Source organism: Bordetella petrii, from assembly GCF_017356245.1.
Classification (GTDB): Bacteria; Pseudomonadota; Gammaproteobacteria; order Burkholderiales; family Burkholderiaceae_B; genus Bordetella_A; species Bordetella_A petrii_D.
On the sequence record NZ_JAFMZZ010000001.1, the window covers coordinates 1,533,362 to 1,557,099 of the forward strand.

24 protein-coding genes and 1 tRNA gene are annotated in these 23,738 nt (G+C 67.6%); 10 read left to right on the plus strand and 15 right to left on the minus strand.

The annotated features are described in order from the left end of the window. Nucleotides 1–2 precede the first annotated feature (2 nt). From J2P76_RS07490 to J2P76_RS07505, 4 genes are read right to left on the minus strand one after another with little or no spacing between them, the layout of a single operon-like run. Nucleotides 3–872, minus strand: a complete 870-nt coding sequence (locus tag J2P76_RS07490) for an ABC transporter permease (protein ID WP_207405819.1) — start codon at nt 870–872, stop codon at nt 3–5. Then, entirely contained in the window at nt 873–1,814 is a 942-nt protein-coding gene (locus J2P76_RS07495) for an ABC transporter permease subunit (protein ID WP_207405821.1), read from the minus strand. 31 nt (nt 1,815–1,845) lie between these two features. Beyond that, the gene (locus J2P76_RS07500) at nt 1,846–3,405 is read right to left on the minus strand and encodes an ABC transporter substrate-binding protein (RefSeq protein ID WP_207405823.1); all 1,560 of its coding nucleotides are present in this window, start codon (nt 3,403–3,405) and stop codon (nt 1,846–1,848) included. A 40-nt stretch (nt 3,406–3,445) separates the two neighbouring features. After that, nucleotides 3,446–4,729, minus strand: coding sequence for an amino acid deaminase (locus J2P76_RS07505; RefSeq protein ID WP_242697320.1), 1,284 nt, complete (start codon nt 4,727–4,729; stop codon nt 3,446–3,448). A gap of 185 nt (nt 4,730–4,914) precedes the next feature. Here J2P76_RS07505 and J2P76_RS07510 point away from each other — a divergent pair, with 185 nt between their 5' ends. The 3 genes from J2P76_RS07510 (at nt 4,915) to J2P76_RS07520 (ending at nt 8,208) form a co-directional block, all read left to right on the plus strand. After that, nucleotides 4,915–6,255 carry a replication-associated recombination protein A gene (locus J2P76_RS07510; protein WP_207405825.1) on the plus strand — a complete coding sequence of 447 codons (1,341 nt, stop codon included), beginning with the start codon at nt 4,915–4,917 and terminating at the stop codon, nt 6,253–6,255. Between the two features lie 45 nt (nt 6,256–6,300). Next, nucleotides 6,301–7,647: a serine--tRNA ligase gene (gene serS / locus J2P76_RS07515; protein ID WP_207405828.1), complete on the plus strand. Its 1,347-nt coding sequence runs from the start codon at nt 6,301–6,303 to the stop codon at nt 7,645–7,647. Between the two features lie 312 nt (nt 7,648–7,959). After that, nucleotides 7,960–8,208: a hypothetical protein gene (locus J2P76_RS07520; protein ID WP_207405830.1), complete on the plus strand. Its 249-nt coding sequence runs from the start codon at nt 7,960–7,962 to the stop codon at nt 8,206–8,208. A 190-nt stretch (nt 8,209–8,398) separates the two neighbouring features. On the opposite strand, the gene J2P76_RS07525 is transcribed toward J2P76_RS07520, so the two are convergent. Continuing rightward, nucleotides 8,399–8,707, minus strand: a complete 309-nt coding sequence (locus tag J2P76_RS07525) for a virulence factor (RefSeq protein WP_207405832.1) — start codon at nt 8,705–8,707, stop codon at nt 8,399–8,401. 335 nt (nt 8,708–9,042) lie between these two features. On the opposite strand from J2P76_RS07525, the gene J2P76_RS07530 reads away from it, so the two are divergent. Then, nucleotides 9,043–9,240 (plus strand): hypothetical protein, encoded by a 198-nt coding sequence (locus tag J2P76_RS07530; protein ID WP_207409260.1) that lies wholly within the window; start codon nt 9,043–9,045, stop codon nt 9,238–9,240. Between the two features lie 25 nt (nt 9,241–9,265). Here the strand turns inward: J2P76_RS07530 and J2P76_RS07535 are convergent, their stop codons facing one another. Continuing rightward, nucleotides 9,266–9,985 (minus strand): glutathione S-transferase family protein, encoded by a 720-nt coding sequence (locus J2P76_RS07535; protein ID WP_207405834.1) that lies wholly within the window; start codon nt 9,983–9,985, stop codon nt 9,266–9,268. 115 nt (nt 9,986–10,100) lie between these two features. Between J2P76_RS07535 and J2P76_RS07540 the strand changes: the two genes are divergently transcribed. Continuing rightward, the gene (locus tag J2P76_RS07540) at nt 10,101–10,682 is read left to right on the plus strand and encodes a TetR/AcrR family transcriptional regulator (protein ID WP_207405836.1); all 582 of its coding nucleotides are present in this window, start codon (nt 10,101–10,103) and stop codon (nt 10,680–10,682) included. Nucleotides 10,683–10,704: 22 nt separating this feature from the next. On the opposite strand, the gene J2P76_RS07545 is transcribed toward J2P76_RS07540, so the two are convergent. Further along, entirely contained in the window at nt 10,705–11,400 is a 696-nt protein-coding gene (locus tag J2P76_RS07545) for a MarC family NAAT transporter (protein WP_207405838.1), read from the minus strand. Nucleotides 11,401–11,559: 159 nt separating this feature from the next. Here J2P76_RS07545 and chrA point away from each other — a divergent pair, with 159 nt between their 5' ends. Then, nucleotides 11,560–12,768: a chromate efflux transporter gene (chrA, locus tag J2P76_RS07550; RefSeq protein WP_207405840.1), complete on the plus strand. Its 1,209-nt coding sequence runs from the start codon at nt 11,560–11,562 to the stop codon at nt 12,766–12,768. A 10-nt stretch (nt 12,769–12,778) separates the two neighbouring features. Here the strand turns inward: chrA and J2P76_RS07555 are convergent, their stop codons facing one another. Next, the gene (locus J2P76_RS07555; RefSeq protein ID WP_207405842.1) at nt 12,779–14,173 is read right to left on the minus strand and encodes a sensor histidine kinase; all 1,395 of its coding nucleotides are present in this window, start codon (nt 14,171–14,173) and stop codon (nt 12,779–12,781) included. Then, nucleotides 14,170–14,877 carry a response regulator transcription factor gene (locus tag J2P76_RS07560; RefSeq protein WP_207405844.1) on the minus strand — a complete coding sequence of 236 codons (708 nt, stop codon included), beginning with the start codon at nt 14,875–14,877 and terminating at the stop codon, nt 14,170–14,172. The genes J2P76_RS07555 and J2P76_RS07560 overlap by 4 nt, the downstream gene beginning before the upstream one ends. A gap of 147 nt (nt 14,878–15,024) precedes the next feature. On the opposite strand from J2P76_RS07560, the gene J2P76_RS07565 reads away from it, so the two are divergent. Further along, complete coding sequence (locus tag J2P76_RS07565) at nt 15,025–15,477, plus strand: MarR family winged helix-turn-helix transcriptional regulator (RefSeq protein ID WP_207409150.1); 453 nt, start codon at nt 15,025–15,027, stop codon at nt 15,475–15,477. 16 nt (nt 15,478–15,493) lie between these two features. Here the strand turns inward: J2P76_RS07565 and J2P76_RS07570 are convergent, their stop codons facing one another. The 5 genes from J2P76_RS07570 to J2P76_RS07590 all read right to left on the minus strand — a co-directional run bounded on the left by J2P76_RS07570 (nt 15,494) and on the right by J2P76_RS07590 (nt 17,999). Then, on the minus strand, nt 15,494–15,865 hold the full coding sequence (locus tag J2P76_RS07570; protein WP_207405846.1) for a VOC family protein: 372 nt from the start codon (nt 15,863–15,865) through the stop codon (nt 15,494–15,496). A 63-nt stretch (nt 15,866–15,928) separates the two neighbouring features. Beyond that, the gene (locus tag J2P76_RS07575) at nt 15,929–16,624 is read right to left on the minus strand and encodes a helix-turn-helix transcriptional regulator (RefSeq protein WP_207405848.1); all 696 of its coding nucleotides are present in this window, start codon (nt 16,622–16,624) and stop codon (nt 15,929–15,931) included. Nucleotides 16,625–16,640: 16 nt separating this feature from the next. Then, nucleotides 16,641–17,507 carry a nickel/cobalt efflux transporter gene (locus J2P76_RS07580; RefSeq protein WP_207405850.1) on the minus strand — a complete coding sequence of 289 codons (867 nt, stop codon included), beginning with the start codon at nt 17,505–17,507 and terminating at the stop codon, nt 16,641–16,643. Nucleotides 17,508–17,518: 11 nt separating this feature from the next. After that, complete coding sequence (locus J2P76_RS07585; RefSeq protein ID WP_207405857.1) at nt 17,519–17,797, minus strand: metal-sensing transcriptional repressor; 279 nt, start codon at nt 17,795–17,797, stop codon at nt 17,519–17,521. Between the two features lie 111 nt (nt 17,798–17,908). After that, nucleotides 17,909–17,999, minus strand: a tRNA-Ser gene (locus J2P76_RS07590). A gap of 299 nt (nt 18,000–18,298) precedes the next feature. Between J2P76_RS07590 and J2P76_RS07595 the strand changes: the two genes are divergently transcribed. The 3 genes from J2P76_RS07595 to J2P76_RS07605 are packed head-to-tail and all read left to right on the plus strand — an operon-like array spanning nt 18,299 to nt 21,118. Continuing rightward, nucleotides 18,299–19,081: a 3-hydroxybutyrate dehydrogenase gene (locus J2P76_RS07595; RefSeq protein ID WP_207405859.1), complete on the plus strand. Its 783-nt coding sequence runs from the start codon at nt 18,299–18,301 to the stop codon at nt 19,079–19,081. A 43-nt stretch (nt 19,082–19,124) separates the two neighbouring features. Then, on the plus strand, nt 19,125–19,895 hold the full coding sequence (yaaA, locus tag J2P76_RS07600; RefSeq protein WP_207405860.1) for a peroxide stress protein YaaA: 771 nt from the start codon (nt 19,125–19,127) through the stop codon (nt 19,893–19,895). A gap of 11 nt (nt 19,896–19,906) precedes the next feature. Continuing rightward, nucleotides 19,907–21,118, plus strand: a complete 1,212-nt coding sequence (locus J2P76_RS07605; RefSeq protein ID WP_207405862.1) for an MFS transporter — start codon at nt 19,907–19,909, stop codon at nt 21,116–21,118. A gap of 197 nt (nt 21,119–21,315) precedes the next feature. On the opposite strand, the gene J2P76_RS07610 is transcribed toward J2P76_RS07605, so the two are convergent. Beyond that, nucleotides 21,316–23,535 carry an FUSC family protein gene (locus J2P76_RS07610; protein ID WP_207405864.1) on the minus strand — a complete coding sequence of 740 codons (2,220 nt, stop codon included), beginning with the start codon at nt 23,533–23,535 and terminating at the stop codon, nt 21,316–21,318. Between the last annotated feature and the right edge of the window lie 203 nt (nt 23,536–23,738).

Here is a 23,738-nt window from a genome sequence, read left to right on the forward strand (position 1 = left end):
GTCTACAGCTCCTTGCGCAGGCGCGGGTCCAGCACGTCGCGCAGGCCGTCGCCCACCAGCTGCAGCGACAGCACCGACAGGACGATGGCGATGCCGGGAAACACCATGATCCAGTCGGCCGACCCCATGTACTGCTGGCCCGCGTTGATCATGGTGCCCCAGGTCGGGATGTCGGGCGATACGCCCACGCCCAGGAACGACAGCCCGGCTTCGGCCAGGATGGCGTAGGCGAAGATGAAGGTGCCCTGCACCAGGATGGGCGAAACCAGGTTGCGCAGCACATGCACGGTGACGATGCGCCGCGTCGGCACGCCCAGCGCCCGGGCGGCCTCGACGAACGGCAGCTCGCGGATCACCAGGGTGGAAGCGCGCACGATGCGGGCCAGGCGCGGCGCGTACACGATGCCCAGCGCGATGACCACGTTCAGCAGCGACGGCCCCAGCGCCGCCACCAGCGCGATCGCCAGCAGGATGTCGGGGAAGGCCATCATCGCGTCGATCAGCCGCGACACCACTTTGTCGGCGCCGCGGAAGAACCCCGCCACCAGGCCCAGCGCGATGCCCAACACCCCCGACAGCAGCACCACCAGGAAGCCCACCAGCAGCGATAGCCGTCCGCCGTGGATGACACGGCTGAACACGTCGCGGCCGAAGTCGTCGGTGCCGAACCAGTGCACGGCGCTGGGCGCCTGCAGGCGGCTCATGATGGACAGCTTGTACGGGTCGAACGGACTGATCCAGGGCGCCAATGCCGCCGCCGCCACCAGCACCGCCAGCACGATCAGGCTGGCCAGCACTGTCTTGCGCGCCACCAGCAGGCGCAGGACCTGCCAGCGCTCGGCGCCGGGCCCGGAAGTGATTGCAATTGCCATTTAGTAGCGCACCCGCGGATCGACCAGCAGGTACAGCAGGTCGATGAAAAGATTGATCAGGACATAGATGGCGGCAATCACCAGCAGCGCGCCCTGGATGACCGGGTAATCGCGCCGCAGCACCGCCGACACCACCAGGCTGCCGACGCCGGGCAGGCCGAACACGGTCTCGGTGACCACCGCGCCGCTGACCAGCAGGGCGGTGGTCAGGCCCAGCACGGTCAGGATCGGGATCAGCGCATTGCGCGCCGCGTGCTTCAGAATCACCTTGCGCTCGGGCAGGCCCTTGGCGCGCGCGGTGCGCACGTAGTCGTCGCGCAGCACGTCCAGCATGCTGGCGCGGATGAAGCGGGTGATCAGCGCCGAGTTCACCAGCCCCAGCACGATGGCCGGCAGCACCAGGTGCGACAGCCGCGTGGCGATGCTGGCGTCCGGCCCGCCGTAGCCCGCCACCGGCAGCCAGCCCAGCTTCACCGAGAAAATCTGCATCAGCAGCAGCCCCAGCCAGAAACTGGGCACGCTGGACGTGAACATGGAAAACGTCACCACCGACTGGTCCAGCGCCGTGCCGCGCCGCACCGCCGACAAAATGCCCACCGGCAGGGCGATGGCGCTGGCGATGGCCAGCGACATCAGTGTCAGCCAGAAGGTCGGCTCGGCGCGGTCGGCCAGCGCGGCCAGCACCGGCTTGTCCAGGAAGATCGACTGACCCAGGTCGCCGCGCGCCAGCTGGCCCAGCCAGGTGGCGTACTGCATGGGCAGGGGCTGGTCCAGCCCCAGGCGCGCGCGCAGGGTGTCGATGTCCTGCTGGCTGGCCTGCGGGCCCAGCATCACGGCCGCCGGGTCGCCCGGGGTCAGGCGCAGGATCACGAACACGATGGTGGCCACCAGGAACATCACGGCCACCAGCCCCACCAGGCGGTTCAACAGATAGCGCAGCACGGTCGCTTCCTTTCAGGTTGGCGCGCGGGCGCTACTTGGCGGCCTTCCAGGCATTCCAGAAGTACGGCCATGGCGAGGGCTGCACGCCTTGCAGGGCGGGCGATTTCGCGGCCAGCGAATTGAAGTCGCCCACCTTGATGAAAGGCACTTCGTCGAACACCGCCTGCTGCACGTCGGCCCAGCGCTTGATGCGTTCTTCGGGGCTGCCCGCCTGGTTGAAGGCGTCCAGCACCTGGTTGCGGCGCGGCGTGTCCCACCAGCCCGGCGAGTCCTTGGACGGAAAGTCGATCAGCGCCGGCTCGGGCAGGAACGGGCTGTGGGTAATGAAGATGTCCCACAGGGCCGGGTCCTGGCGGCGCTGCGTCAGCGTGGCCCAGTCCACCACCTGCATGTCCACCTTGAAGCCGGCCGCCTTCAGGTATTCGGCCGCCACCAGCGCCATCTTGTAGTGGAACTCGTACTGCTGGCTGGTCAGGATGCGGATCGTGCGGTCCTGCACCTTGGCTTCGTCCAGCAGCTTCTTGGCGCCGGCCGCGTCGCCCTGGTTGTAGACTTTGCCGCCCAGGCGGGTGGCCCATGGGTAGCCCTGCGGATACAGGTCGCCGTTCAGGCTGTAGAAGTCCTTGTTGCCGAAGGCCGCGTACAGCATGTCTTCTTCATTCAGCGCCAGCTGCACGGCGCGCCGCGCGGGCAGGCTGGACATGATGCCCTGCCTGGTGTTGAGCACCAGGCGCGGCCAGCCGAACGGCTTGAGCAGCAGCGGGTCCGAACGGCCGTTCTGCAGCTTGGCGATCGATTCCACCGGCAGCGCGTCCACGTAGTCGTACTGGCCCGCCGCCGCGCTTTCGACGCGCGTATTGGCGTTGCTGACCGGCGCGAAGCGGATCTCGTCCAGGTACTGCTTGCGCGCGCCGCCGTAGCCGTCGGGTTCGCCGGCGCGCGGCTGGTAGCCGTCGAAGCGCGTCAGCTGGATGTACTGGTCGGGCACGCGCGCCTTCAACTGGTAGGGGCCGGTGCCGATGAATGCTTTCAGGGGCGTGGCCAGTTTTTCTTGCGGCATCACCACCGCGGCGCTGTTGTTCATGGCCAGCAGCGCGGTCAGCGGCGCATAGGGCTGCTTCAGCACGATGCGCACCGTGTGCGCGTCGGGCGCCTCGATGGCGCTGATCAGCTTGGCGGCCTGCTTGCCGCGCGAGGCGGTCTCGGTCCAGCGCTTCAGCGAAGCCGCCACGTCGGCGGAATCCATGTCCGAGCCGTCATGGAACTTGATGCCCTGGCGCAGGGCAATGGTGTAGGTCAGGCCGTCGCTGCTGATCTGCGGCATGCTGTCGGCCAACAGCGGCGTGGTGTTCCACTTGGCGTCGAAGGTGTACAGCGTTTCGAAGATGTGCTGGGTCAGGATCCCGACCAGGTCGGCCGTGCTGGCCATCGGGTCCAGGGTGGGCGGTTCGCCGATGGTGGCAACCACGATGGTGCCGCCCTTGACCGGCGCGGCGCCAAGCGCCGGGGCCGACAGGGCCGCCAGGCCGATCGCACCGGCGGCCAGCAGGCCGCGCAGCCCGCCACGGCGCCGGAAGGTACAGAAGTTCATGGGTCTGTCTCCAGTGGGGGTCAACAACACGCCGTGGCGGTCAGAAGCAGGTGGGCGCCACGCCGGTGATCCGGTACTGCTCGTCTACCAGCAATACCTGCCGCCATTTATCGAATGTCAGGCAGGGGTGGGAAATATCGAAGGCAATCATGTCGCCGACCTGGATGTCGTCGCCGGCATCGATGTCCAGGAAGGCGTGCTGGTCCATCATGGCGGTCAGCTTCCAGTGGCCGGGCGCGGGCAGGGGCGCCGCGCTGCCGGGCCGGTAATGCACGGCCGGCACCGGCAGCCCGGCATCGAACGCCGCGTCGCGCTTGCCCAGCGCCACGATGGCGCGGCGCTGCTCGGGCACCGACTGCACATAGGCCCACACCTGCAGGGCCGGCTGCAGGCCGGGATCCAGCCGGCGCGCCACCGGGTTGTGCGCGGCGATGCGCTCGGCCGCGCTGCGGTAGATGCCCACGTCGTGCGACAGATAACAGCCCGGGCGCAGCACGATATCCAGCGGCATGCCGATATCCAGGCCCGAGAACTCTTCGGCCACCACGTCGAACCAGGCCGAGCCCGCGCCGGATATCAGCGCCGGGCCGTCCTGGCGCAGCCGCCCGTCGGCCGCCAGGTCGCGCAGGGTGTTCACCGCGCGCCGCATGAATGCGCGGATGCTGTCTTCATCCTGCAGCACGCCTTCGTACACCTCGACCCCGGCCAGGGCCAGGGCCTGCGGCCAGCGCTCCAGTTCGGCCAGCAGCGCGCGCAATTGCGCCTCGTCGCGCACGCCGGTGCGCCCGCCGGCCACGCCCAGCTCGATCAGCACCGGCAGCCGCAGGCCCTGTCCGGCAAAGTAGTCGCCCAGCCGGGCGGCGTTGGCGGCCGAATCGACCAGGCAGAAATACGTAAACCCCGGATCGCGCAGCAAGTCGGCCACCATGGCCATGTTGGCCCGGCCCACCAGCTGGTTGGCCATCAGCACCGTGCGTATTCCGTGGCGGTAGGCCGCGCGCGTCTGCGGCGCCGTGGCCAGCGTGATGCCCCAGGCGCCGCCCTGCAACTGGCGATGGAACAGCGCCGGGCTCATGGTGGTCTTGCCGTGCGGCGCCAGCTTGACGCGGTAGGCCTCCATGAAGCGCTGCATCCATTGCAGGTTGTGGCGCATGCGCGCTTCGTACAGCACGGCTACCGGCAGGCTGACGTCTTCGCGCAGCAGGTTCCAGTCCAGCGCCGCCGACTGGTCCGCCGGCCAGCCGGCGGGGAAGGCGCCCAGGCCTTTGCCGTCGGCATCCAAAGGCATGCCGGTGTCGGAGGGGGCGGGCGGGGAAGTTTCCATGGCGCGGGTGTCTTGAAAAAAATTACCGTCAAATCACTAGATTGTGATTATTATGAAAATAATTTACATATGGCAGTTGGGAGTTTCCCGTATCCCGGCGGCCGGGCGGCCCCGGCGGGGCGGCAGGGCAGCCATGGTGTAATGGCTGTTTTGGCCGCCTTGCGGCCTGCTGTCATTCCGCCGCCATGAGCAACGATCTGTTCGCCGCCGATCCCGCGCACCGGCCCTACGTTCCGCTGGCCGAGCGCCTGCGTCCGCGCACGCTGTCCGACGTGGTCGGCCAGTCGCATCTGCTGGGCCCCGACAAGCCGCTGCGCGTCGCCTTCGAGTCGGGCCGCCCGCATTCCATGATCTTCTGGGGGCCGCCCGGCGTCGGCAAGACCACGCTGGCGCGGCTGATGGCCGACAGCTTCGACGCCCAGTTCATCGCCATTTCGGCGGTGCTGGGCGGGGTCAAGGACATCCGCGATGCCGTGGCCGTCGCGCAGGTGGCGCAAGGGCAGGGCCGCCGCACCATCCTGTTCGTGGACGAAGTCCACCGCTTCAACAAGGCCCAGCAGGATGCCTTCCTGCCCTACGTCGAAAGCGGCTTGTTCACCTTCATCGGCGCCACCACCGAAAACCCCTCGTTCGAGGTGAATTCGGCCCTGTTGTCGCGGGCGCGCGTTTATGTGCTGCAGTCGCTCAACGCCGAAGAGCTGCAGCAGCTGATCGACCGTGCCGTGCAGGCCCTGAACGACGGCCGCGAGGCCGAAGCCCGGGTGCGCTTCACGCCCGACGCGCGCGAACAGCTGGCGGCCTGGGCCGACGGCGATGCGCGCCGCCTGATCAGCGCCGTGGAAGTCGTGGCCGAGTCGGCCCAGGCGGCCGGGCGCGACGAGGTCGACGCCGACTGGCTTGAAACTTCGCTGTCGCAGAACCTGCGCCGCTTCGACAAGGGCGGCGACGCCTTCTACGACCAGATCAGCGCGCTGCACAAGGCCGTGCGCGGCTCCGATCCCGACGCCGCGCTGTACTGGCTGGCCCGCATGCTCGATGGCGGCGCCGATCCCAAATACATGGCGCGCCGCCTGGTGCGCATGGCCATCGAAGACATCGGCCTGGCCGATCCGCGCGCCACCGAGCTGGCCATCAACGGCGCCGACATCTACGAACGGCTGGGCTCGCCCGAAGGCGAGCTGGCGCTGGCGCAGGCCGTGGTGTACCTGGCCTGCGCGGCCAAGTCCAATGCCGTGTACAACGCCTACAATGCCGCCCGCAAGTTCGCCGCCGAACACGGCAGCGCGCCGGTGCCCATGCACCTGCGCAATGCGCCCACCAAGCTGATGAAACAGCTGGGCCACGGCCATGCCTATCGCTACGCCCACGACGAGCCGCATGGCTACGCCGCGGGCGAGCAGTATTTTCCCGACGGCGTCAAAGCCACCTTCTATCGGCCGACCGATCGCGGCCTGGAAGCTAAAATCCAGCAAAAGCTGGCGTTCCTGCGCGAACTCGACGCCCAGGAACGCGCCAGGCAGCGGTAAGTGCTTCGTGTCCGCCGCCTTTCGTCAACCCTTACTCTGTCGCCCATGCTAGATCCGATACTGCTGCGCAAAGACCTGCAAACCGTCGTAGGCCGCCTGAAAACCCGCGGCGTCGACTTCGACACGCAACGATTCAACGAACTGGAATCGCGCCGCAAGGCCGTCCAGACCGAAACCGAATCCCTGCAGGCGCGCCGCAACGCATTGGCCAAGCAGATCGGCCAGCTCAAGGCGCAAGGCCAGGATGCCTCGGCGGTGCTGGCCGAATCGCAGGCCATTCCGGCCCGCCTGAAGCAGCTCGAAGACGACCTGGCCGCCGTGCAGCAGTCGCTTGGCGACCTGCTGATGGCGGTGCCCAACCTGCCGCACGACAGCGTGCCGGCTGGCGCATCGGCCGACGACAACGTCGAAGTGCGCCGCTGGCTGCCGGTGCAGCCGGCCGCCGACGGCAACCCGCCGCCGCTGCCGTTCGAGCCCAAAGACCACGTCGCGCTGGGCGAGCCGCTGGGGCTCGATTTCGACACGGCGGCCAAGCTGTCGGGCGCCCGCTTTTCGTTCATGCGCGGCCCGGTGGCGCGCCTGCACCGCGCCCTGGCCCAGTTCATGCTGGACCTGCAAACCGGGCAGCACGGCTATACCGAGTGCTATACGCCGTACATCGTCAACAGTTCCACACTGTACGGCACGGGCCAATTGCCCAAGTTCAAGGACGACATGTTCTTCGTCACCAGGGGCGGCGAAGACGACGACCCCAAAGTCGACGAGCGCGGCAACGTGCTGGCGCGCGAAGACCAGTACCTGATTTCCACGTCCGAGATCACCCTGACCAGCGTGGCGCGCGACAGCATCATTCCCGCGGCCGACCTGCCGGTGCGCCTGACCGCGCACACGCCGTGCTTCCGGTCCGAAGCGGGCAGCGGCGGGCGCGATACGCGCGGCATGATCCGCCAGCACCAATTCGACAAGGTCGAGATGGTGCAGATCGTCCACCCCGAAACCTCTTACCAGGCGCTGGAAGACATGGTGGGCCACGCCGAGCATGTGCTGCAGCTGCTCGAATTGCCGTATCGCGTGGTGCTGCTGTGCACCGGCGACATGGGCTTCGGTGCGGCCAAAACCTACGACCTGGAAGTCTGGCTGCCCGCCCAGAACACCTGGCGCGAAATCTCGTCGGTGTCCAACTGCGAGACCTTCCAGGCGCGGCGCATGCAGGCGCGCTTCCGGGCCGCGCAAGGCAAGCCCGACTACGTGCACACGCTCAACGGCTCGGGCCTGGCCGTGGGCCGCGCCCTGGTCGCCGTGCTGGAAAACCACCAGCAGGCCGACGGCAGCATTGTGGTGCCCAAGGTGCTGCAGCCCTACATGGGCGGGCTGACCGTGCTGCAGCCCTAGCGGGTTCCCCCCAGGTGTCTGACTCCGCAGGTGTCAGACACCACTGCGCGCCATGGTTGCCTCATTTGTGCGGTGTCTGACACCCTTCGGGAGCCAGACACCTGCCGGCCACCCGCCCCGGCGCCGACTTCCATTTCCGGACACACGGCCGTCATATTCCTGTCGTGTCGGCCGGTTATCCTGCCCGTCATTCCCCGGTCTTTGATGTCAGCAATTGTATGCGGCTAAAAAAGGGCCGCATCTTTAAGGCACAATATGCGCCGGTACGCCGCAGGCGGTTTTGTCGTCAATGAATTGGGGAGATGACTCAACATGAGTTCCAGGATGATCGGTGATTTTCGCGTGCGTTGCGATGTCGTTGAAGACGGAGCGCAGGGCTTTCAGGTGCGGATCTGGACTCGCCGCATCGGAGGCAACGCGCCCGAAAAGAGCTGGACCGTACCGGGCCAGCAGCCGTTCGCAACACGCCTCGAAGCCGAGCAGCGCAGCCTGCAGGTATTCGAGGGCATCAATGGAGTGCGATTCAATGGTGAACCGGAGTTCGCGCACGCGTCCGCATAATGGCTGGTGGCGCGCGCCCAGCGCCCCGCGCCGCCTGCCCGACCCGCCGGCCTCGGGCCGGCGCCCGGCGGGCTGAAGGGCGTAGGCCAGGGCCCCATGCGGGGGCCCGGCCATAAAAAAGGCTGCCCGTGGGCAGCCTGTGAAAAACGGGCGGCGCTACACCGCCCGTGCACCGAAACGCCAGAGGGCGTCAGTCGTCGTAGCGGTGATGGCCGCGGCCGTGTTTCCAGTGCTTCTTGTGATAGTGGCGATCGCCGTGGCGGCCACCGTAGTAGTACACCGGCGCGGGGTACACATAGCGCGGGCGATACACCGGCGCGGGTTGGTAGTACACCGGCGGGGGCGGCGCCACGTAGACAGGCTGCGGCGCCACATAAACCGGCGCGGGAATCATTATTCCCGGGATGCCGATGGCCACGCCGATGTCGACGCGTGCCATGGCGGCGCTCGAGATCAGCAGCCCCGCGGCTCCGATTCCGGCTATGAACCATTTTTTCATGTGCACCTGCCTTGCTGCGCAAGCAGCCGAGTTGATATGACGGCCCTATTGTCGGGTTTTTCCCCCGGCAGAACGTGAGCGGATCTGCGTCAATGGCGACAATCCGCAACACGGTGGCGAACGGCCCGGGCCGGCTTGCTGCGGTGCAAGGCAGGCATCCCGGCAGGGCGAAGGCGCGCGGTGTAATCGACTGAAATCGGGCATTGCCAGGGTGGCGGGCGCTATTTTGTTACATTCATGCACCAAGCGGCGTGCCCGCGTGCGGCCATTGCGCAACAGTCCGCGGCAGGGGCGCGCGGCGGTGCGAATGCCGGGTTTGTCGATATACTTTGGCGATGCAGACCAAAATCCACGATCTCAAGCCTGGCTACTACTGGTACACCATGGCATCGGACCCGCTGGCCGTCATCCACATCCACGACGACGGCGGGGCAACCCTGATGGGCACCGATTACCGCATGGAAGCCCAGGGCGTGGCCCAGATGATCCAGCAGGGCGAACGCTTTTTCTGGATCGAACCCCCGGCGCTGTAGGCCCGCGCCGCGCCCTGGCCGCCGGTCAGGGCCGCGCCCAGTCCGCCAGTTCCGGGTAGTTCGACGGAAACAGCGCGCGCCTGGTTTCGTCGTCGTTCACCCGCTTGAATTCATGGTCCTTGCCCACCGCGCGGGCGCGCGCTGCGGCGGGGCGCGCATCAATGGCCTGGAACCAGCGCTTGATGTTCGGATAGGCCGCCAGCGGGTCTTGTTCGCCTTTCAGCACGCGCGAGGCGCGGTCCAGCCAGCCCCAGCCCGACATGTCGGCAATCGTATAGGCGTCGCCCACGATGTAGTCGCGGCCGGCCAGGTGCGTATCCAGCACCCGGTAATGGCGTTCCGCCTCGCGCCGGTAGCGGTTGGCCGCGTAGTCGTTGCCTTCCGGCGCCGCGAACTGGAAATGCACCGCCTGCCCAGAGAACGGGCCCAGGCCCGTGCCCAGGAAAAACAGCCACGACAGCAGTTCCGGCCGGTCGGCGGGCGCGCCCATGAACTGGCCGGTTTTCTCGCCCAGGTACAGCAGGATGGCGCTCGAATCGAACACCCGCGCCGCGTGGCCGCCCGGCCCTTCGGTATCGACAATGGCCGGCACCTTGCCATTGGGATTGATGGCGCGAAACGCCGCCGCGTGCTGCTCGCCCTTGCTGGTATCCACCGGCGCCACTTCATAGGCCAGCCCGGCTTCTTCCAGGAACAGCGCGACCTTGGCGGGGTTGGGGGTGGGGTGGAAATAAAAACGGATCATCGGTAGTCTCCATGCCGGACGTTCGGGAATGAGGGAACGATTCTAGATCGGTTGATCTAGAATAAAGCATGAACCCCGGCGCGGCAAGATCGCCCGCCCTTGCAAGGACAACATCATGGCCCGGCCACGAGAATTCAACGAAACGGCAGTGCTCGACGCGGCGGTGGGCTGCTTCTGGGCGCGCGGCTTCGAGGCGACCTCGGTACGCGAACTGGCCGAATCCATGGGCATTACCGGCGCCAGCCTGTACAACGCGTTCGGCGACAAGCGCTCGCTGTACCGGCGCGCGCTCGACCACTACGTGGAAACCAGCTTCAGCGCGCGGGTCCGGCGCGTCGAGCCGCTGCCGCCGTGCGAGGCCCTGGCCGCGTTCTTTGCCGACATCGTCGAACGCTCGCTGGCGGACCGCCAGCGCAAGGGCTGCATGATCATCAATTCGGCGCTGGAAGTCGCGCCGCACGACCCGGAATTCCAGCAAGTGGTGGCCGGTGTCCTGGCCCGCATCGAGGCGTTTTTCCTGCGCTGCGTCACCGCCGGCCAGCAGGCCGGCGTCATCACGGCGGCCCAGCCGGCCGACGACCTGGCCCGCCTGCTGCTGAGCGTGCTGATGGGCGTGCGCGTCATGGCGCGCACCCGGCCCGAGCGCGAACTGCTGGAAGGCATGGTGCGCCCGGCGCTGGCGCTGCTGGCGGCGTAGCCCAGGCAGGTTGCCGCGCGCCTTATGGCACGGTCTTGCCCATCAGTTCGAAAATGCCGTCGATGCCGAACTGCACGCCCATGCATATCAGCAGGAATCCCATGATGCGCGAGACCGCGTCGATGCCCGACTCGCCCAGCACATGAACCACCCGCTCGGCGCTGCGCAGGCAGATCCAGAACAGCAGCGCCACCAGTATCGCCACGGAAATCACCGCCAGGTGGTGGATGGGCTGCAGTCCGCCGTGGCTTTGCAGCGCCGAGGCGCTGCTGATGATCAGCGCGATGGTGCCCGGCCCGGCCGTGCCCGGCAGGGCCAGCGGAATGAATGCGATGTCGCGCGGTTTCGGGCGCTGCGGGCCGTGCGGCGTGGCCACGTGCACGCTGGGCTCATCCGGCGCCATGTCGAGCTGTACCGAGGCCTCGGTCTGGCTGGGAAACAGCATGCCGAAGCCGATGTAGGCCACGATCAGGCCGCCGGCGATGCGCAGGCCCGGAATCGAGATGCCGAAGCCCGACATGATGGCGTTGCCGGCGTAGAAGCACACCAGAATGATGGCCGCCACGTAAATGGTTGCGCGGTCGATCTGGCGATTGCGTTCCTGGGTGGTGTAGCCCCGGCTCAGGGCCAGCAGCAGCGTGGTGCTGGTCAGCGGGTTGGCCACGGGCAGCAGCGCCACCAGGCCCAGCCCGACATACTTCAGATATTCGAGTAGCAAGCGGACTCCTGGTGAAATGCCGGCGCTGGCCGGCGCCGGACCGATGGCCGGCCGGGCGGTGCAGGCCATGGTAGCACCGGACGGCGCGCCGCCGCGCATGTGGCCGTAATATCACTTCGGTTAGCATCGCGGCGAACCTCAAACACATACCCTGCATATATGGCCGATTCCGCACCGCGCGACACCCGTCCCTGGACGGTTTTCCTGGTCTTCCTGCGCCTGGGCCTGACCTCGTTCGGCGGGCCGGTGGCCCACCTGGGTTATTTCCATGCCGAGTTCGTGGCGCGGCGGCGCTGGCTCAGCGAGCACGCCTATGCCGACCTGGTGGCGCTGTGCCAATTCCTGCCGGGGCCGGCCAGCAGCCAGGTGGGCATGGCCCTGGGGCTGTCGCGCGCGGGCTACCTGGGGGCGCTGGCCGCCTGGGCCGGCTTCACGCTGCCCTCGGCCGCGCTGCTGGTGCTGTTCGCCCTGGGCATCTCGCACTTCGGGCAGGCATTGGCGCCGGGAGTGCTGCACGGCCTGAAAGTCGTCGCCGTGGCGGTGGTGGCGCAGGCGGTCTGGAACATGGCGCGCAGCCTGTGCACCGATGCGCGGCGCGTCGGCATCATGGTCGCCGCCGCGTGCGCCGCCGCATTGCTGCCTTATGCCTGGACGCAGGTGGGCATCCTGGCGGCGGCCGCGCTGGCCGGCCGTCTGTGGCTGGCCTCGTCCAGTCCGGCGGCGCACCAGGCGTTGCCCATCGCCGTGGGGCGCCGCGCCGGGGGCGCCTGGCTGCTGCTGTTCGCGGCGCTGCTGGCGGGCCTGCCGCTGGCCGCCGCCGTGTTTCCCAGCCATGTATTGGCGCTGGTCGACGCCTTTTACCGCGCCGGTTCGCTGGTGTTCGGCGGCGGCCATGTGGTGCTGCCGCTGCTGCAGGCCGAAGTGGTGCCGCCGGGCTGGGTCGGCAACGATGTCTTCCTGGCCGGCTATGGCGCGGCCCAGGCCGTTCCGGGGCCGCTGTTCACTTTCGCCGCCTTCCTGGGCGCCTCGCTGCAGGGCCAGCCCTCGGGCTGGCTGGGCGGCATGCTGTGCCTGGCGGCGATCTTCCTGCCGTCGTTCCTGCTGGTGGCCGGCGCGCTGCCGTTCTGGGAAAGCCTGCGGCGCGGCCCGCGCGCCAGGTCGGTGCTGGCCGGCGTCAATGCCGCGGTAGTGGGTCTGCTGGCGGCCGCCCTGTACCAGCCGGTCTGGACCAGCGCCATCCTGCGGCCGGCGGACTTCGCCCTGGCCCTGCTGGCGCTGGCCGCGCTGACGGCCTGGAAGCTGCCCGCCTGGCTGGTGGTGGCCGGCTGCGCCGTGCTGGGCGCTTTGCTGGCCACCTGGCCGGCATAGCGCCCGGCAGCTAGGCAGCGGCCAGGGCAGGGTCGCGCGGAAAGTGCAGGCGCACGCACAGCCCGGGCTGCGCGTTGCCCAGTTCCAGGCGGCCGCCATGCAGCCGGGCAATCGCCATGACGGTAGCCAGGCCCAGGCCGTAGCCCGGCACGTGGCGATGGGCCCGATAGAACCGTTCGCCGATGCGCCCCATTTTTTCGGGTGGAATGCCGGGGCCGTTGTCGATGACGGTCAGCCGGGTTTCCTGGGCGGTCTGCACGGTCTCGATACGGATGCGCGCCGCGTCGCCGGCGTACTTCAAGGCGTTGTCCACCAGGGTGGCGATGGCGCCGGCCAGCAAGTCGGGGTCGCCCAGCAGCGGCGCGGGGCCGTCGCCGTGAAAGGTCAGCACCGCCTGCCGGTCTTCGGCCACGGCTTCGTACAGCTCGGCCACATCGCGCGCAATGACGTCCAGCCGCAGCGGTTCGAAATGCTTGCGCCGCGTGCCCGATTCCAGCTCGGCGATCTGCAGCAGCTTTTCCGATACCTTCACCAGGTCTTCCAGTTCGGCCTGCAGGCCATCGACCCGCGCCCGGATGTCCGCGCGCGAGTCCTGGTTCCAGTCGATCGTGCGCAGCCGCACCAGCATGCGCGTCAGGGGCGTGCGCAACTGGTGCGCCACGGCGTCCGACACATTGCGCACGCCGTGCATCAGCAGCTCGATGCGGTCCAGCATGCGGTTGATGTCGTTGGACAGCAGCGCGAACTCGTCCTGCCTGGGGTGCGCCGGAATGCGCTGCCCCAGTTCGCCGGCGCCGATCTGCGCCGCCGTGCGCCGGATGACCTCGACGCGGCGCTGCAGCACCCGCCGGAACAGCGCGGCGCCCAGCAGCACCAGCAGCGCAATGACGCCGGTGGCAACCAGGCTGACTTTCTGGATCAGGTCGGTCAGTTCGTACAGGTCGCGCAGGTCGTGCCCGATGATCAGCGTGGACCCGTCGCGCAGCTTGCGCGCCACCAGGTAGCCGTGCACGGGCTGCCCGCGCAATTGCACCGATCGCATCACGCCGCTGCCGTTCAGCGGCGCATCGGATGGGTCCCAGGCGATATTGCCCGCCAGCATGCGGCCGGCGGGGTCCAGCAGCATGAACATTTCCGTGTCGGTGTTGACGTGGTCGGCCATTTCCAGCGAGATCTCGCGGGCCAGGCCCGCCAGGCCGCCCTGTTCGAAATGGGCGTTCATGCGCTGCGACGTGATCTGCACCTGGCGCGAGAATTGCGCTTCCAGGATCTTCACGCTCTGGTAGTACATGAAGAACAGCGACAGCAGCGAGGCCAGCAATGCCAGGATGCTGTAGTTGAGCGTCAGGCGGAACGCCACCGAACTCCAGATGGCGCGCAGCCAGCGTGCCAGGCGGCCCATCATGAACGCGCCTGCCGGCCGGCGTCCGCCTGCGCCGCCAGGCGGTAACCCACGCCGCGCACAGTGTGGATCAGCGGCGCCTCGCCCGCGCCGTCGATCTTCTGGCGCAGCCGGCTGATATGCACATCGATCACGTTGGTCTGCGGATCGTAGTGATAACCCCACACCGTGGCCAGCAGCATGGTACGCGTCAGTACCTGGCCGGCGTTGTTCATCATGTAGGCCAGCAGCTTGTATTCGCGCGGCTGCAGCGCGATGGTCCGGCCGCCGCGCGTGACCTGGCCGCTGACCAGGTCCAGCGACAGGTCGGCCACGGTAAGCTGGCGCTGCTCATAGCCGGACGAGGAACGGCGGATCAGCGCCTCGACGCGCGCGGCAAGCTCGGGAAACGCAAACGGCTTGGTCAGATAGTCGTCGCCGCCCGCCTTCAGCCCGCGCACGCGCTCGTCCAGCGCCGTCAGTGCGCTCAGCACCAGCACCGGCGTCTTGCGGCCCAGCGCGCGCAGCGACCACAGAATCGACAGCCCGTCGACATCGTTGGGCAGCATGCGGTCCAGGATGATGGCGTCCCAGTGCTCGGCGGTGGCCCGCTGCAGCGCGGTCGGCCCGTCCATGGTGATGACCGGGTCGTAGCCCAGTTCTTTGAGCCCGTTGGCGATATAGCGGGCATTGTCGGCATCGTCTTCGACGATCAGGCAGCGCCACATGGTTATCTCCTGCAAGGCCTGGCGTACAGCGGCGCATTCTAGCCCAGCCCAATACGCATTTCCCCCGTCGGGCCCGGCTGCATTACCAATAATTAACGATTCCGTAATGCCACCCGGCGGCGCCGCATGCGTACCATCGGCAGGGTAATGGATGCACTGACGCTCTCATCTTCGCATGCCCGCAACGCGCTTCGGGCGCTGCAGCCGGCCGATTTCGCCGTGCTGGCGGATTTCCGCCACGAACTGCGCCGCTTCGCCCTGTACGGCGAGGCCGAGGCGCAGGCCCAGGGGCTGGCGCCGCAGCAGCACCAGGCCCTGCTGGCCATCAAGGCCAGCCGCGGCCCCTTGACCGTTACCGAACTGGCCCAGCGGCTGTGCATCAAATCGCACAGCGCCGCGGAACTGGTCAGCCGGCTGGTGCAAATGGGCATGCTGGCCCGCCGGGCCGACCCCAGCGACGGCCGGCGCGCGTTGCTGCGCCTGACGCCGCAGGCCGAAAGCACGCTCGACGCGCTGGCCACGGCCCACCTCGAACAATTGCAGAGCATTCGCCCCTTGCTGGTGGGCCTGCTGCAGAAATTCGGCGCCGAAACCGAATAAGCAGCAGGGTGCGTGGCTAGCCTTCGTTTACGGTATACACCCGCAGCCGGTGCCCGTCGGGGTCGGCCGCGACAAAGGTGCGGCCGAAATCCAGGTCGGTGGGCGGCAGCACAATGGCCGCGCCCTTGGCCTGCCAGTCGGCATGCAGCGCATCGACCCGGTCGGGCGCCTCGACCCTGAAGCCCAGGTCGCTGCCGCCGCCCGCAGCGGTGGGCGGCGGTTCGGCGCCCGCCTTGCCCCACAGGCCCAGCCCCAGGCCGGACGGCAGGATGAACATGGCGAAGGTGGGGCTGGCCTCGATAGGCTGCTGGTCGAGCAGCCGCGCATAAAAGCGGGCGCTGGCCGGCGCGTCGGCCACGTAAAGCAGGATGCTGTTGCGGGTGGTCATGGAGTGTCTCCGGGTTGCGTGAACCCGTACTCTAGCCACACATACTGCCAAATTTTGGCAGTATCAGATTTCCCGTTCGGGGATCCCTTGTGTTTCGCGCCACTGCTTCAGCAATGCCAGCCGCCGTTGCGGATACCGGCCTTCCAGCGTCTCGGCCTGCGCGATCCGGTCGGTGCGGAAATGGCGGAAATCCTGGCGCAGTTCGCACCAGGCGACCAGCACGCGCACGTGGTCGAAAAAGGCCAGCGCGAACGGCCAGATGACACGCTGTGAAACCTCGCCGGCCGCGTCGCGGTACGCCACCGACAGGCGGCGTTCGCCGCGGATGGCCGCGCGCAGGATCGACAGTGCGACGCGTTCCGCCGGCACTTGTGCGCCGGGGCCCACCAGCAGCGCGGCCGTATCGAGTTCGACCCGCAGTTCGGGCGGCAGCACCGCGGCGATGCGCGCCAGCGCGCTGACGGCTGCTTCGCGCAATTGAAGGTCGGCCCGTTCGGCCACCCAGCGCGAACCCAGCACCAGCGCTTCAAGCTCTTCGGGCGGGAACATCAGCGGCGGCAGCAGGAATCCGGGCTTCAGCACATAGCCCACGCCCGGCTCGCCCTCGATCATGGCGCCCTGGGCCTGCAGGCTGGCGATGTCCCGGTACAGCGTGCGGATACTGACGCCGGTTTCCTGCGCCAGCACCTTGCCGCTGACCGGCCGGCGGTGGCGGCGCAGCGCTTGCAGAAGGTCGAAAAGGCGTTCAGAGCGGGACATGGCGGGACGCTGCGGGTCAGCCCCGGGCTGCAATGCCCAGCCAGCCGTGGATGCCTACGTAAAGGCCCACTGCAATAATGAGCAGGCTGGACAGATAGGGCGCGCGGCGCGCGATGGCCGACAGGCCGCTATAGCGCTTGTTGACATGGCGTACGCTCCAGGCCGCCGCCATGCCCACGGTAACCAGTGTAAGCGCCAGCCCGACCGAAAAGCACAGCACCAGCACCGCACCCAGGGATACCTGCTTCAGCTGCAGGCACAGCAGCAGCACCGTGATGGCGGCCGGGCAGGGGATCAGGCCTCCGGTCAGCCCGAAAAGCGCAATTTGCCAGTGGGTGACATTCCGGTGGGCAAAGCGGCGCTGGATGTCGTGGGCGTGCGCCAATTCATGCGCATCCTGGTAGCCTTCGTCCGGCAGGGCCGGGCCGCGCGGTTCGCCGTGGCCGTGATGCTGGCCGTGGTGATGATGGTGCGCGCTGCCTTCCGCATGGCCATGATCGTGGCCGTGATGTCCGTGGCCGGCGGCCTGGCGCAGCCGTTCTTCCTTCAGCGTGCGCAGGAACATCCATATTGCGATGGCAATGATGGCAGCCGCCGAGGCAAGCTGGAAATAGGGCTCCATATTTTCGGCATCGATGCCGCGCCACAAATACATGCCGCCCAGGGCAATGCCCCAGACCACCAGCGTGTGGGAAATGGTGGCGGTCAGGCCGAGCAGGATGGCCTGGCCCATCGTGCCGCGGATGGCCACGATAAAGGCCGCCATCATCGTCTTCGAATGCCCCGGCTCCAGGCCGTGCAAGGCGCCCAGCACGATGGCGCTGGGAATGAACAGCCAGGCATGGGCCGCGCCCTGCTGCATGAGTTCGGTGAATGAAAGCACGGTAGCGGACTCTACAGGTATTTGGTGATTGCCTTGAATTCATCGACCGTTAGGCGCTGTTCTTTGCCCACGCTGCCCACCACGTCTTCCAGGCAATGGTCGATGTGATCCTGGATAAGCAGTTTCTTGGCCTGCGTAATGGCCTTTTCCACCGCGTGCAGCTGCTGGGCGATGTCCAGGCAGGGGCGTTGCGCTTCGATCATCTGCACGACGCCGCGCAGGTGGCCCTCGGCGCGCTTCAGGCGCTTGACGACGGTGTCGTGGTGTTGATGGGGGTCGGACGTGCTCATCGCCGCATCCTATCCCCCCGGGGGGGATATGTAAAGCGGCTTGCAGCCACTCGCCCGCTCAAGCGCGGGCCAAAGAAAAAGCCCCTGACAAGTCAGGGGCTTCGGTATTTCTGGCGGAGAGGGTGGGATTCGAACCCACGGTACGGGGATACCGTACGCCTGATTTCGAGTCAGGTACATTCGACCACTCTGCCACCTCTCCGGTGTCCGTTTTCCTTGCCGGATGTGGCCATCCGGCGGGACGCTGCCTGCGGCGCCAGGCGCCGTGGTCGTCTGGCAGACGTCCGGACCTTCGCTTTGCAAAAAAGCGAAGACCGAGACTATATCAGAAAAAAACCGGCCACGCGCACCCCCCAAAGCCAAAAACACAGGCGCCGGCCGTGCCGGCCGCCATGCCCCCGCCCGGGGTGGGGCCTCGCCGCATTGTGACGGACCGCGCGGCTACACTTGGGGCCGGTCTTCCATCCCGGGCCCGGCCCGAATCCAGACAGGAGAATTCGCATGCTCAAAGGAAAAGTCGCCATCGTCACCGGTTCCACCAGCGGCATCGGCTTGGGTATCGCCATTGCCTTTGCGCAGCAGGGCGCCGATATTGTCCTGAACGGGTTCGGCGACGCGGCCGAGATCGAGAAACTGCGCGCCGGCCTGGCCAGCCAGCATGGCGTGAAGGTGCTGTACGACGGCGCCGACCTGTCGCGCGGCGAGGCCGTGCGCCAGTTGGTGGCCAACACGGTGCAGTCGCTGGGCCGCATCGACATCCTGGTGAATAACGCCGGTATCCAGCACACCGCCCTGATCGAGGACTTCCCGGTCGAAAAATGGGACGCCATCCTGGCGCTGAACCTGTCGGCGGTGTTCCATGGCAGCGCCGCCGCGCTGCCGCACATGAAAAAGCAGGGCTGGGGGCGCATCATCAATATCGCCTCGGCCCACGGGCTGGTGGGCTCGGCCAGCAAGTCGGCGTACGTGGCCGCCAAGCATGGCGTGGTGGGCCTGACCAAGGTCACCGCCCTGGAAACCGCCGGCAGCGGCGTTACCGCCAATGCCATCTGCCCGGGCTGGGTGCGCACCGGGCTGGTGGAAAAGCAGATTACCGCCCTGGCCGAAAAAGACCATGTCGACCAGGACGCCGCCGCCCGCGAACTGCTCAGCGAAAAGCAGCCCTCGCTGCAATTCGTCACGCCCGAACAGCTGGGCGGCACGGCGGTCTACCTGGCGTCGGATGCCGCGGCCCAGGTCACCGGCACCACCATCTCGGTGGACGGCGGCTGGACGGCCCGCTGACCGCCTTTTCTACATACCAAGAAAAACCAAGGAACCCTGGAACATGCTGTTCTTGCTTTCTCCCGCCAAGAAACTGGACTACGACACGCCGGTCCATGTCGAGCACCACACGCAGCCGCTGTTCGTCGACCAGTCGGCCGCGCTGATCAAGGTGCTGAAGAAGCTTTCGGCCGACGAGGTTGCCGGGCTGATGAGCCTGAGCCCGGCCCTGGCCGAGCTCAACGTGGCGCGCTATGGCGCCTGGACCCGCAAGTTCACCCAGCACAACGCCCGCCAGGCCGTGCTGGCCTTCAACGGCGACGTGTACGAAGGCCTGCAGGCCGGCACGCTGTCGGCGGCCCGGCTCGACTGGGCGCAAGAGCACGTGGCCATTCTCAGCGGCCTGTACGGGGTGCTGCGCCCGCTCGACCTGATGCAGCCCTACCGGCTGGAAATGGGCACGCGCCTGGCCACATCCAAGGGCAAGAACCTGTACGAGTACTGGGGCAGCACCATTGCCGACTATCTGAATGAACGCTTGGCCGGCCAGAAAGCGCCCATCGTGGTGAACCTGGCGTCGGAAGAGTATTTCAAGTCGGTAGACCTGAAAGTGCTGAAGGCGCGCGTGGTGCAGTGCGTGTTCCAGGACTGGAAGAACGGCGCCTGGAAAGTGATCAGCTTCCATGCCAAGCGCGCGCGCGGCCTGATGGCGCGTTATGCCATCGAGCACAAGGTCGCCAAGCCCGAAGGCCTGCAGAAGTTCGACAGCGAAGGCTACGCCTACGACGCCTTGGCCTCCAGCGCCGACAAACTGGTGTTCCGGCGCAAAGCATAAAGCGGCCATTCATGTCCGCTGGATTGCGCGTCTTCCTGTTTTTTTCGCTGGGCTACCTGGTTTCGTACCTGTTCCGGGGCGTCAACATCGGCTTCGGGCCGTACCTGACGCAAGAGCTGAACCTGTCGGCGGCCGACCTGGGCACCCTGACCAGCCTGTATTTCCTGGGGTTCGCGCTGATGCAGCTGCCGGCCGGGCTGTTCCTGGACACCTGGGGGCCGCGGCGCGTCAACGCGCTGATGCTGCTGCTGGCCGCGGCGGGCACCCTGGTGTACGGGCTGTCGGATTCGCTGGCCGGCCTGATGGTGGGCCGCCTGCTCATCGGCGCGGGCGTGTGCGTGTGCCTGGGGGCCGCGTTCCAGGCCCTGGCGCAGACCTTTCCGCTGGCGCGCCTGCCCATGGTCAATGGCCTGGTCATGGCCGTGGGCGGCCTGGGCGGCGTGCTGGTCGGCTCGCCGCTGTCCTGGCTGCTGGGGCGCAGTTCGTGGCAGGCGGTCAGCGTGGGGCTGGCATTCTTCACGCTGGCGGTCGCCGCGCTGATCTGGTTCGGCGCGCCGCGCGAAGGCGCGCGCCACCGCAGCGCGCCCTCGCTGGGCGAGCAATGGCGCGGCACCTGCGCGCTGCTGCGCGATGGCCGCTACTGGCGGCTGGTGTCTCTGCCGGTCATGACGGGCGGGGCCTTCTATGGCGTGCAATCGCTGTGGGTGCGGCCCTACCTGATCGACGTCAACGGTCTCGATGCCGCGCATGCCGCGGGCCTGGTGTCGCTGCTGGGCTTCGCCATGATGGGCGGCAATGTGGGCCTGGGCGCCATGGCCCGCCGCATGGAGCGCCTGGGGCTGGGGCTGTACGGGTTTGGCGGTGCCTGCATGGTGCTGTTCCTGCTGACACAGGCCCTGATCATGATGCGCGCGCCGATCCCGCCCGCGGTGCTGTGGGCCTGCTACGGCGCGTTCGGCTCGGCCAACATCCTGGTCTACGCGCTGCTGGCGGGCGAGTTTCCGCCGGAACTGCTGGGCCGGGTCGCCTCGACCACCAACCTGCTGATGTTCCTGACCATCTTCCTGTGCCAGGTGGGCATGGGATGGATCGTCGACCTGTGGCCGCGCCAGGGCGGGGTGTACCCGCCCGCGGCGCACTTGTCGGCCTGGGGCGTGGTGCTGGCGCTGCAGGCGGGCGCGGCCGTCTGGTATTTCTGGCCCGCGCGCCGGCGCGCTGCGTGATATTGCCAGGTGCCTGGCCTGCGCCAGGTGTCTGACTCCCGCAGGGTGTCAGACACCTCAGTTTCACTCCAGACCGTGGGTAATGTGCCAGGCTTCGCCAGGTGCCTGACACCGTGCCGTTGAGACGGCCGCTGCACACTTCGGTGTCTGGCCTGCGGAGCCAGACACCTGGGGCAGAGTCGGGCAAGCCCCGCCGCTCAAGCCGGCACCGCCGTCGGCCGGCTGCGCGGCGGGTCGGCCACGGCGGCCAGCTCCTGCCGTATCTGCGTCGAGGCCCGCAGCATCTGCTTCAGCGGGTAGGCCAGGGCGGCCAGCTCGCCTTCGGTGTCGAACTGGCTGGGCAGATCCAGCGGCGCCGGGCGGTTGTCGTCCAGCATGTCGACGATGCCCGCCAGCGCCTGCCGCATGGGTTCGGGCGACTGCTTCAGGCCCGCCAGAATAGGCACCGCGGCCGTGATCTGCGACGCCATGATGTGGTTCTGGATGAGCAGGTTGTTGAACTCGGGCACGTTCATCTGGTGCGAGCGCGGCTCGCTCATCATGCGGTAGAACGCCTCGGCAAAGTTGCTGAAGGCAATGTGCACGTTCTTGCGCGCCAGGCGCCAGGCGATGTCGGCCTCTTCCGCCGTGGGCGCGCCTTCGGGCGGCGCGGCGCCCGCGGCATGGGCCTGCATGGCGCGGGCGTACTGCAGGCCGGTGCGCAGGTATTCGCGGTTGGCATTGGTGGCGGCGCGCGCCAGCGGCTTCATGTAGCGCGCTTCCCACCAGGGCAGCACATAGCTGCATACCAGCGCAATGGCGCAGCCCAGCGCCGTGTCCAGCGCGCGTTCGCCGATCACTTCCATCGACACCGTGCCCGGCGCCACGAAGTGGAACACCATCACCACGAACAGCGTATTGAAGATGGCGCTGGCCATGTAATTGAGCTGCACCAGGCTGTTGCCCATGATGCAGGCCGCCAGCAGCACGGCGAACAGCGCCTCGGGGCGCGTGGTCACGCGGAACAGCGCCAGCGCCAGCAGGCAGCCGATCAGCGTGCCCATCAGGCGCCAGCCGTTGCGCTGGCGGGTCAGGGCGAAGCCGGGTTTCATGATGATGATGATCGTCAGCAGCACCCAGTAGCTGTGCGCCGACGACACCTGCGGCGTGGCCAGTTGGGCGATCAGGCCCATGGCAATGGCGGCCGCCAGGGTCACCCGCGTGGCATAGCGGAAGTAGGGCGAGTCCAGCCGCAGGTTGCTGGTCAGCATGCCCAGCCGCAATTCCTGGCGCGACATGAACTGGGTCAGTGACTTGTCGATGCGCAGCACGCTGGTGGGCTCGGCATCGGGGCGGGCCGCGGTATGGTCGGCCAGCTTGCCGACGATGCGCGCGGCATTGCGCAGGCGCCGCAGCACCTGCACGATCAGGGCCAGCATCTCGGGCTCTTTCTCGCCCATGCCCTGCTGCTTGAACTGCTCGATCTCGTATTCGATGGCGCGCAGTTCCGCCTTGGTGCTGCTGCGGTATTGCACCGGCCGTCCGCGCGACACGTCCAGCGCGATGCGGTTCAGTTCCAGCGACATCTTGGTCAGCGCGTCGCGCATGAACATCAGGCAGTCGTGGCCGGCCAGCGCGCGCCGCAACGCGGCATAGTCGGTATGGGTGGCCACCAGCGTGTCCAGCAGCTGCAGCATGTCCACGAACATGTTCCACAGCATCACGCGCTCGCCGTCGCGGTAGCCGCCGCCGCGCGGCAGGCTGCGCAGCACGATGTCGCGCGCGGCCTGGTGCTTTTCCGTCATGACCGATTGCGACTGGATCAGCGCCCGGTAGATGTCGTCCAGGTCGGTGGTCTCGTCATAGAAGCGGCTGCGCGCGGCCATGTAGTCGGCGGTGGCGAACAGCGCCACCGACATGGCCTGGCGCTCTTCGCGCAGCCAGAAGATGCGGCTGAAGCCCAGGCTGAACACCAGGTAGAACAGGGCGCCGCCCAGCGTGGCCGCCGAATGCGCCAGCACCTGGCTGGGCGCCAGCGGCGAATGCATGGTCAGCGTCATGATCAGCATGCCGGCAAAGCCGATCAGGCCGCCGCGCTTGCCGAACACCGAGAACATCGAAAACACGAAACACTGCCCGATCACCGCCAGCCACAGCAGCAGCGGGTAGGTGGAAGCGGCGCCGGTGATGGTGACCGCCGCGGTGGCCAGCAGCGCCCCGCCCAGCATCTCGTTGGTGCGGTGCCGCTGCGGGCCGCCGGGCTGGTCGATGATGGCCAGGCATTGGGCGCCGAAAGTGGCCACCAGCCCGAAGCTGTACTGCCCGAACAGGCCCCCCAGCACCATGACGGGCAGCAGCATGCCCACCCCTTGCCGCACCCCGCCGAAGAAGTAGTGGCTGTAAAGAAAGCGCGGAATGCTGGCGATGCGTAGATCCATGGACGAGCCGCTTTTCGGATGCGATCGTCCAAGTATAGAAAGATGCGCGGGGTTTTGGGGGTCGGATGGTCCGCCAGGGCGGTGCGCCAGGGCGCCCCAAGGGGCCGATTTGCCCCCGATGCCGCAACGCGGTAAATTTGCTGCCTTGCGCCGGCCTGCCTATCCGATGCCGGCGCCCAGGCCAACCGGCTGCCCGGGCTACA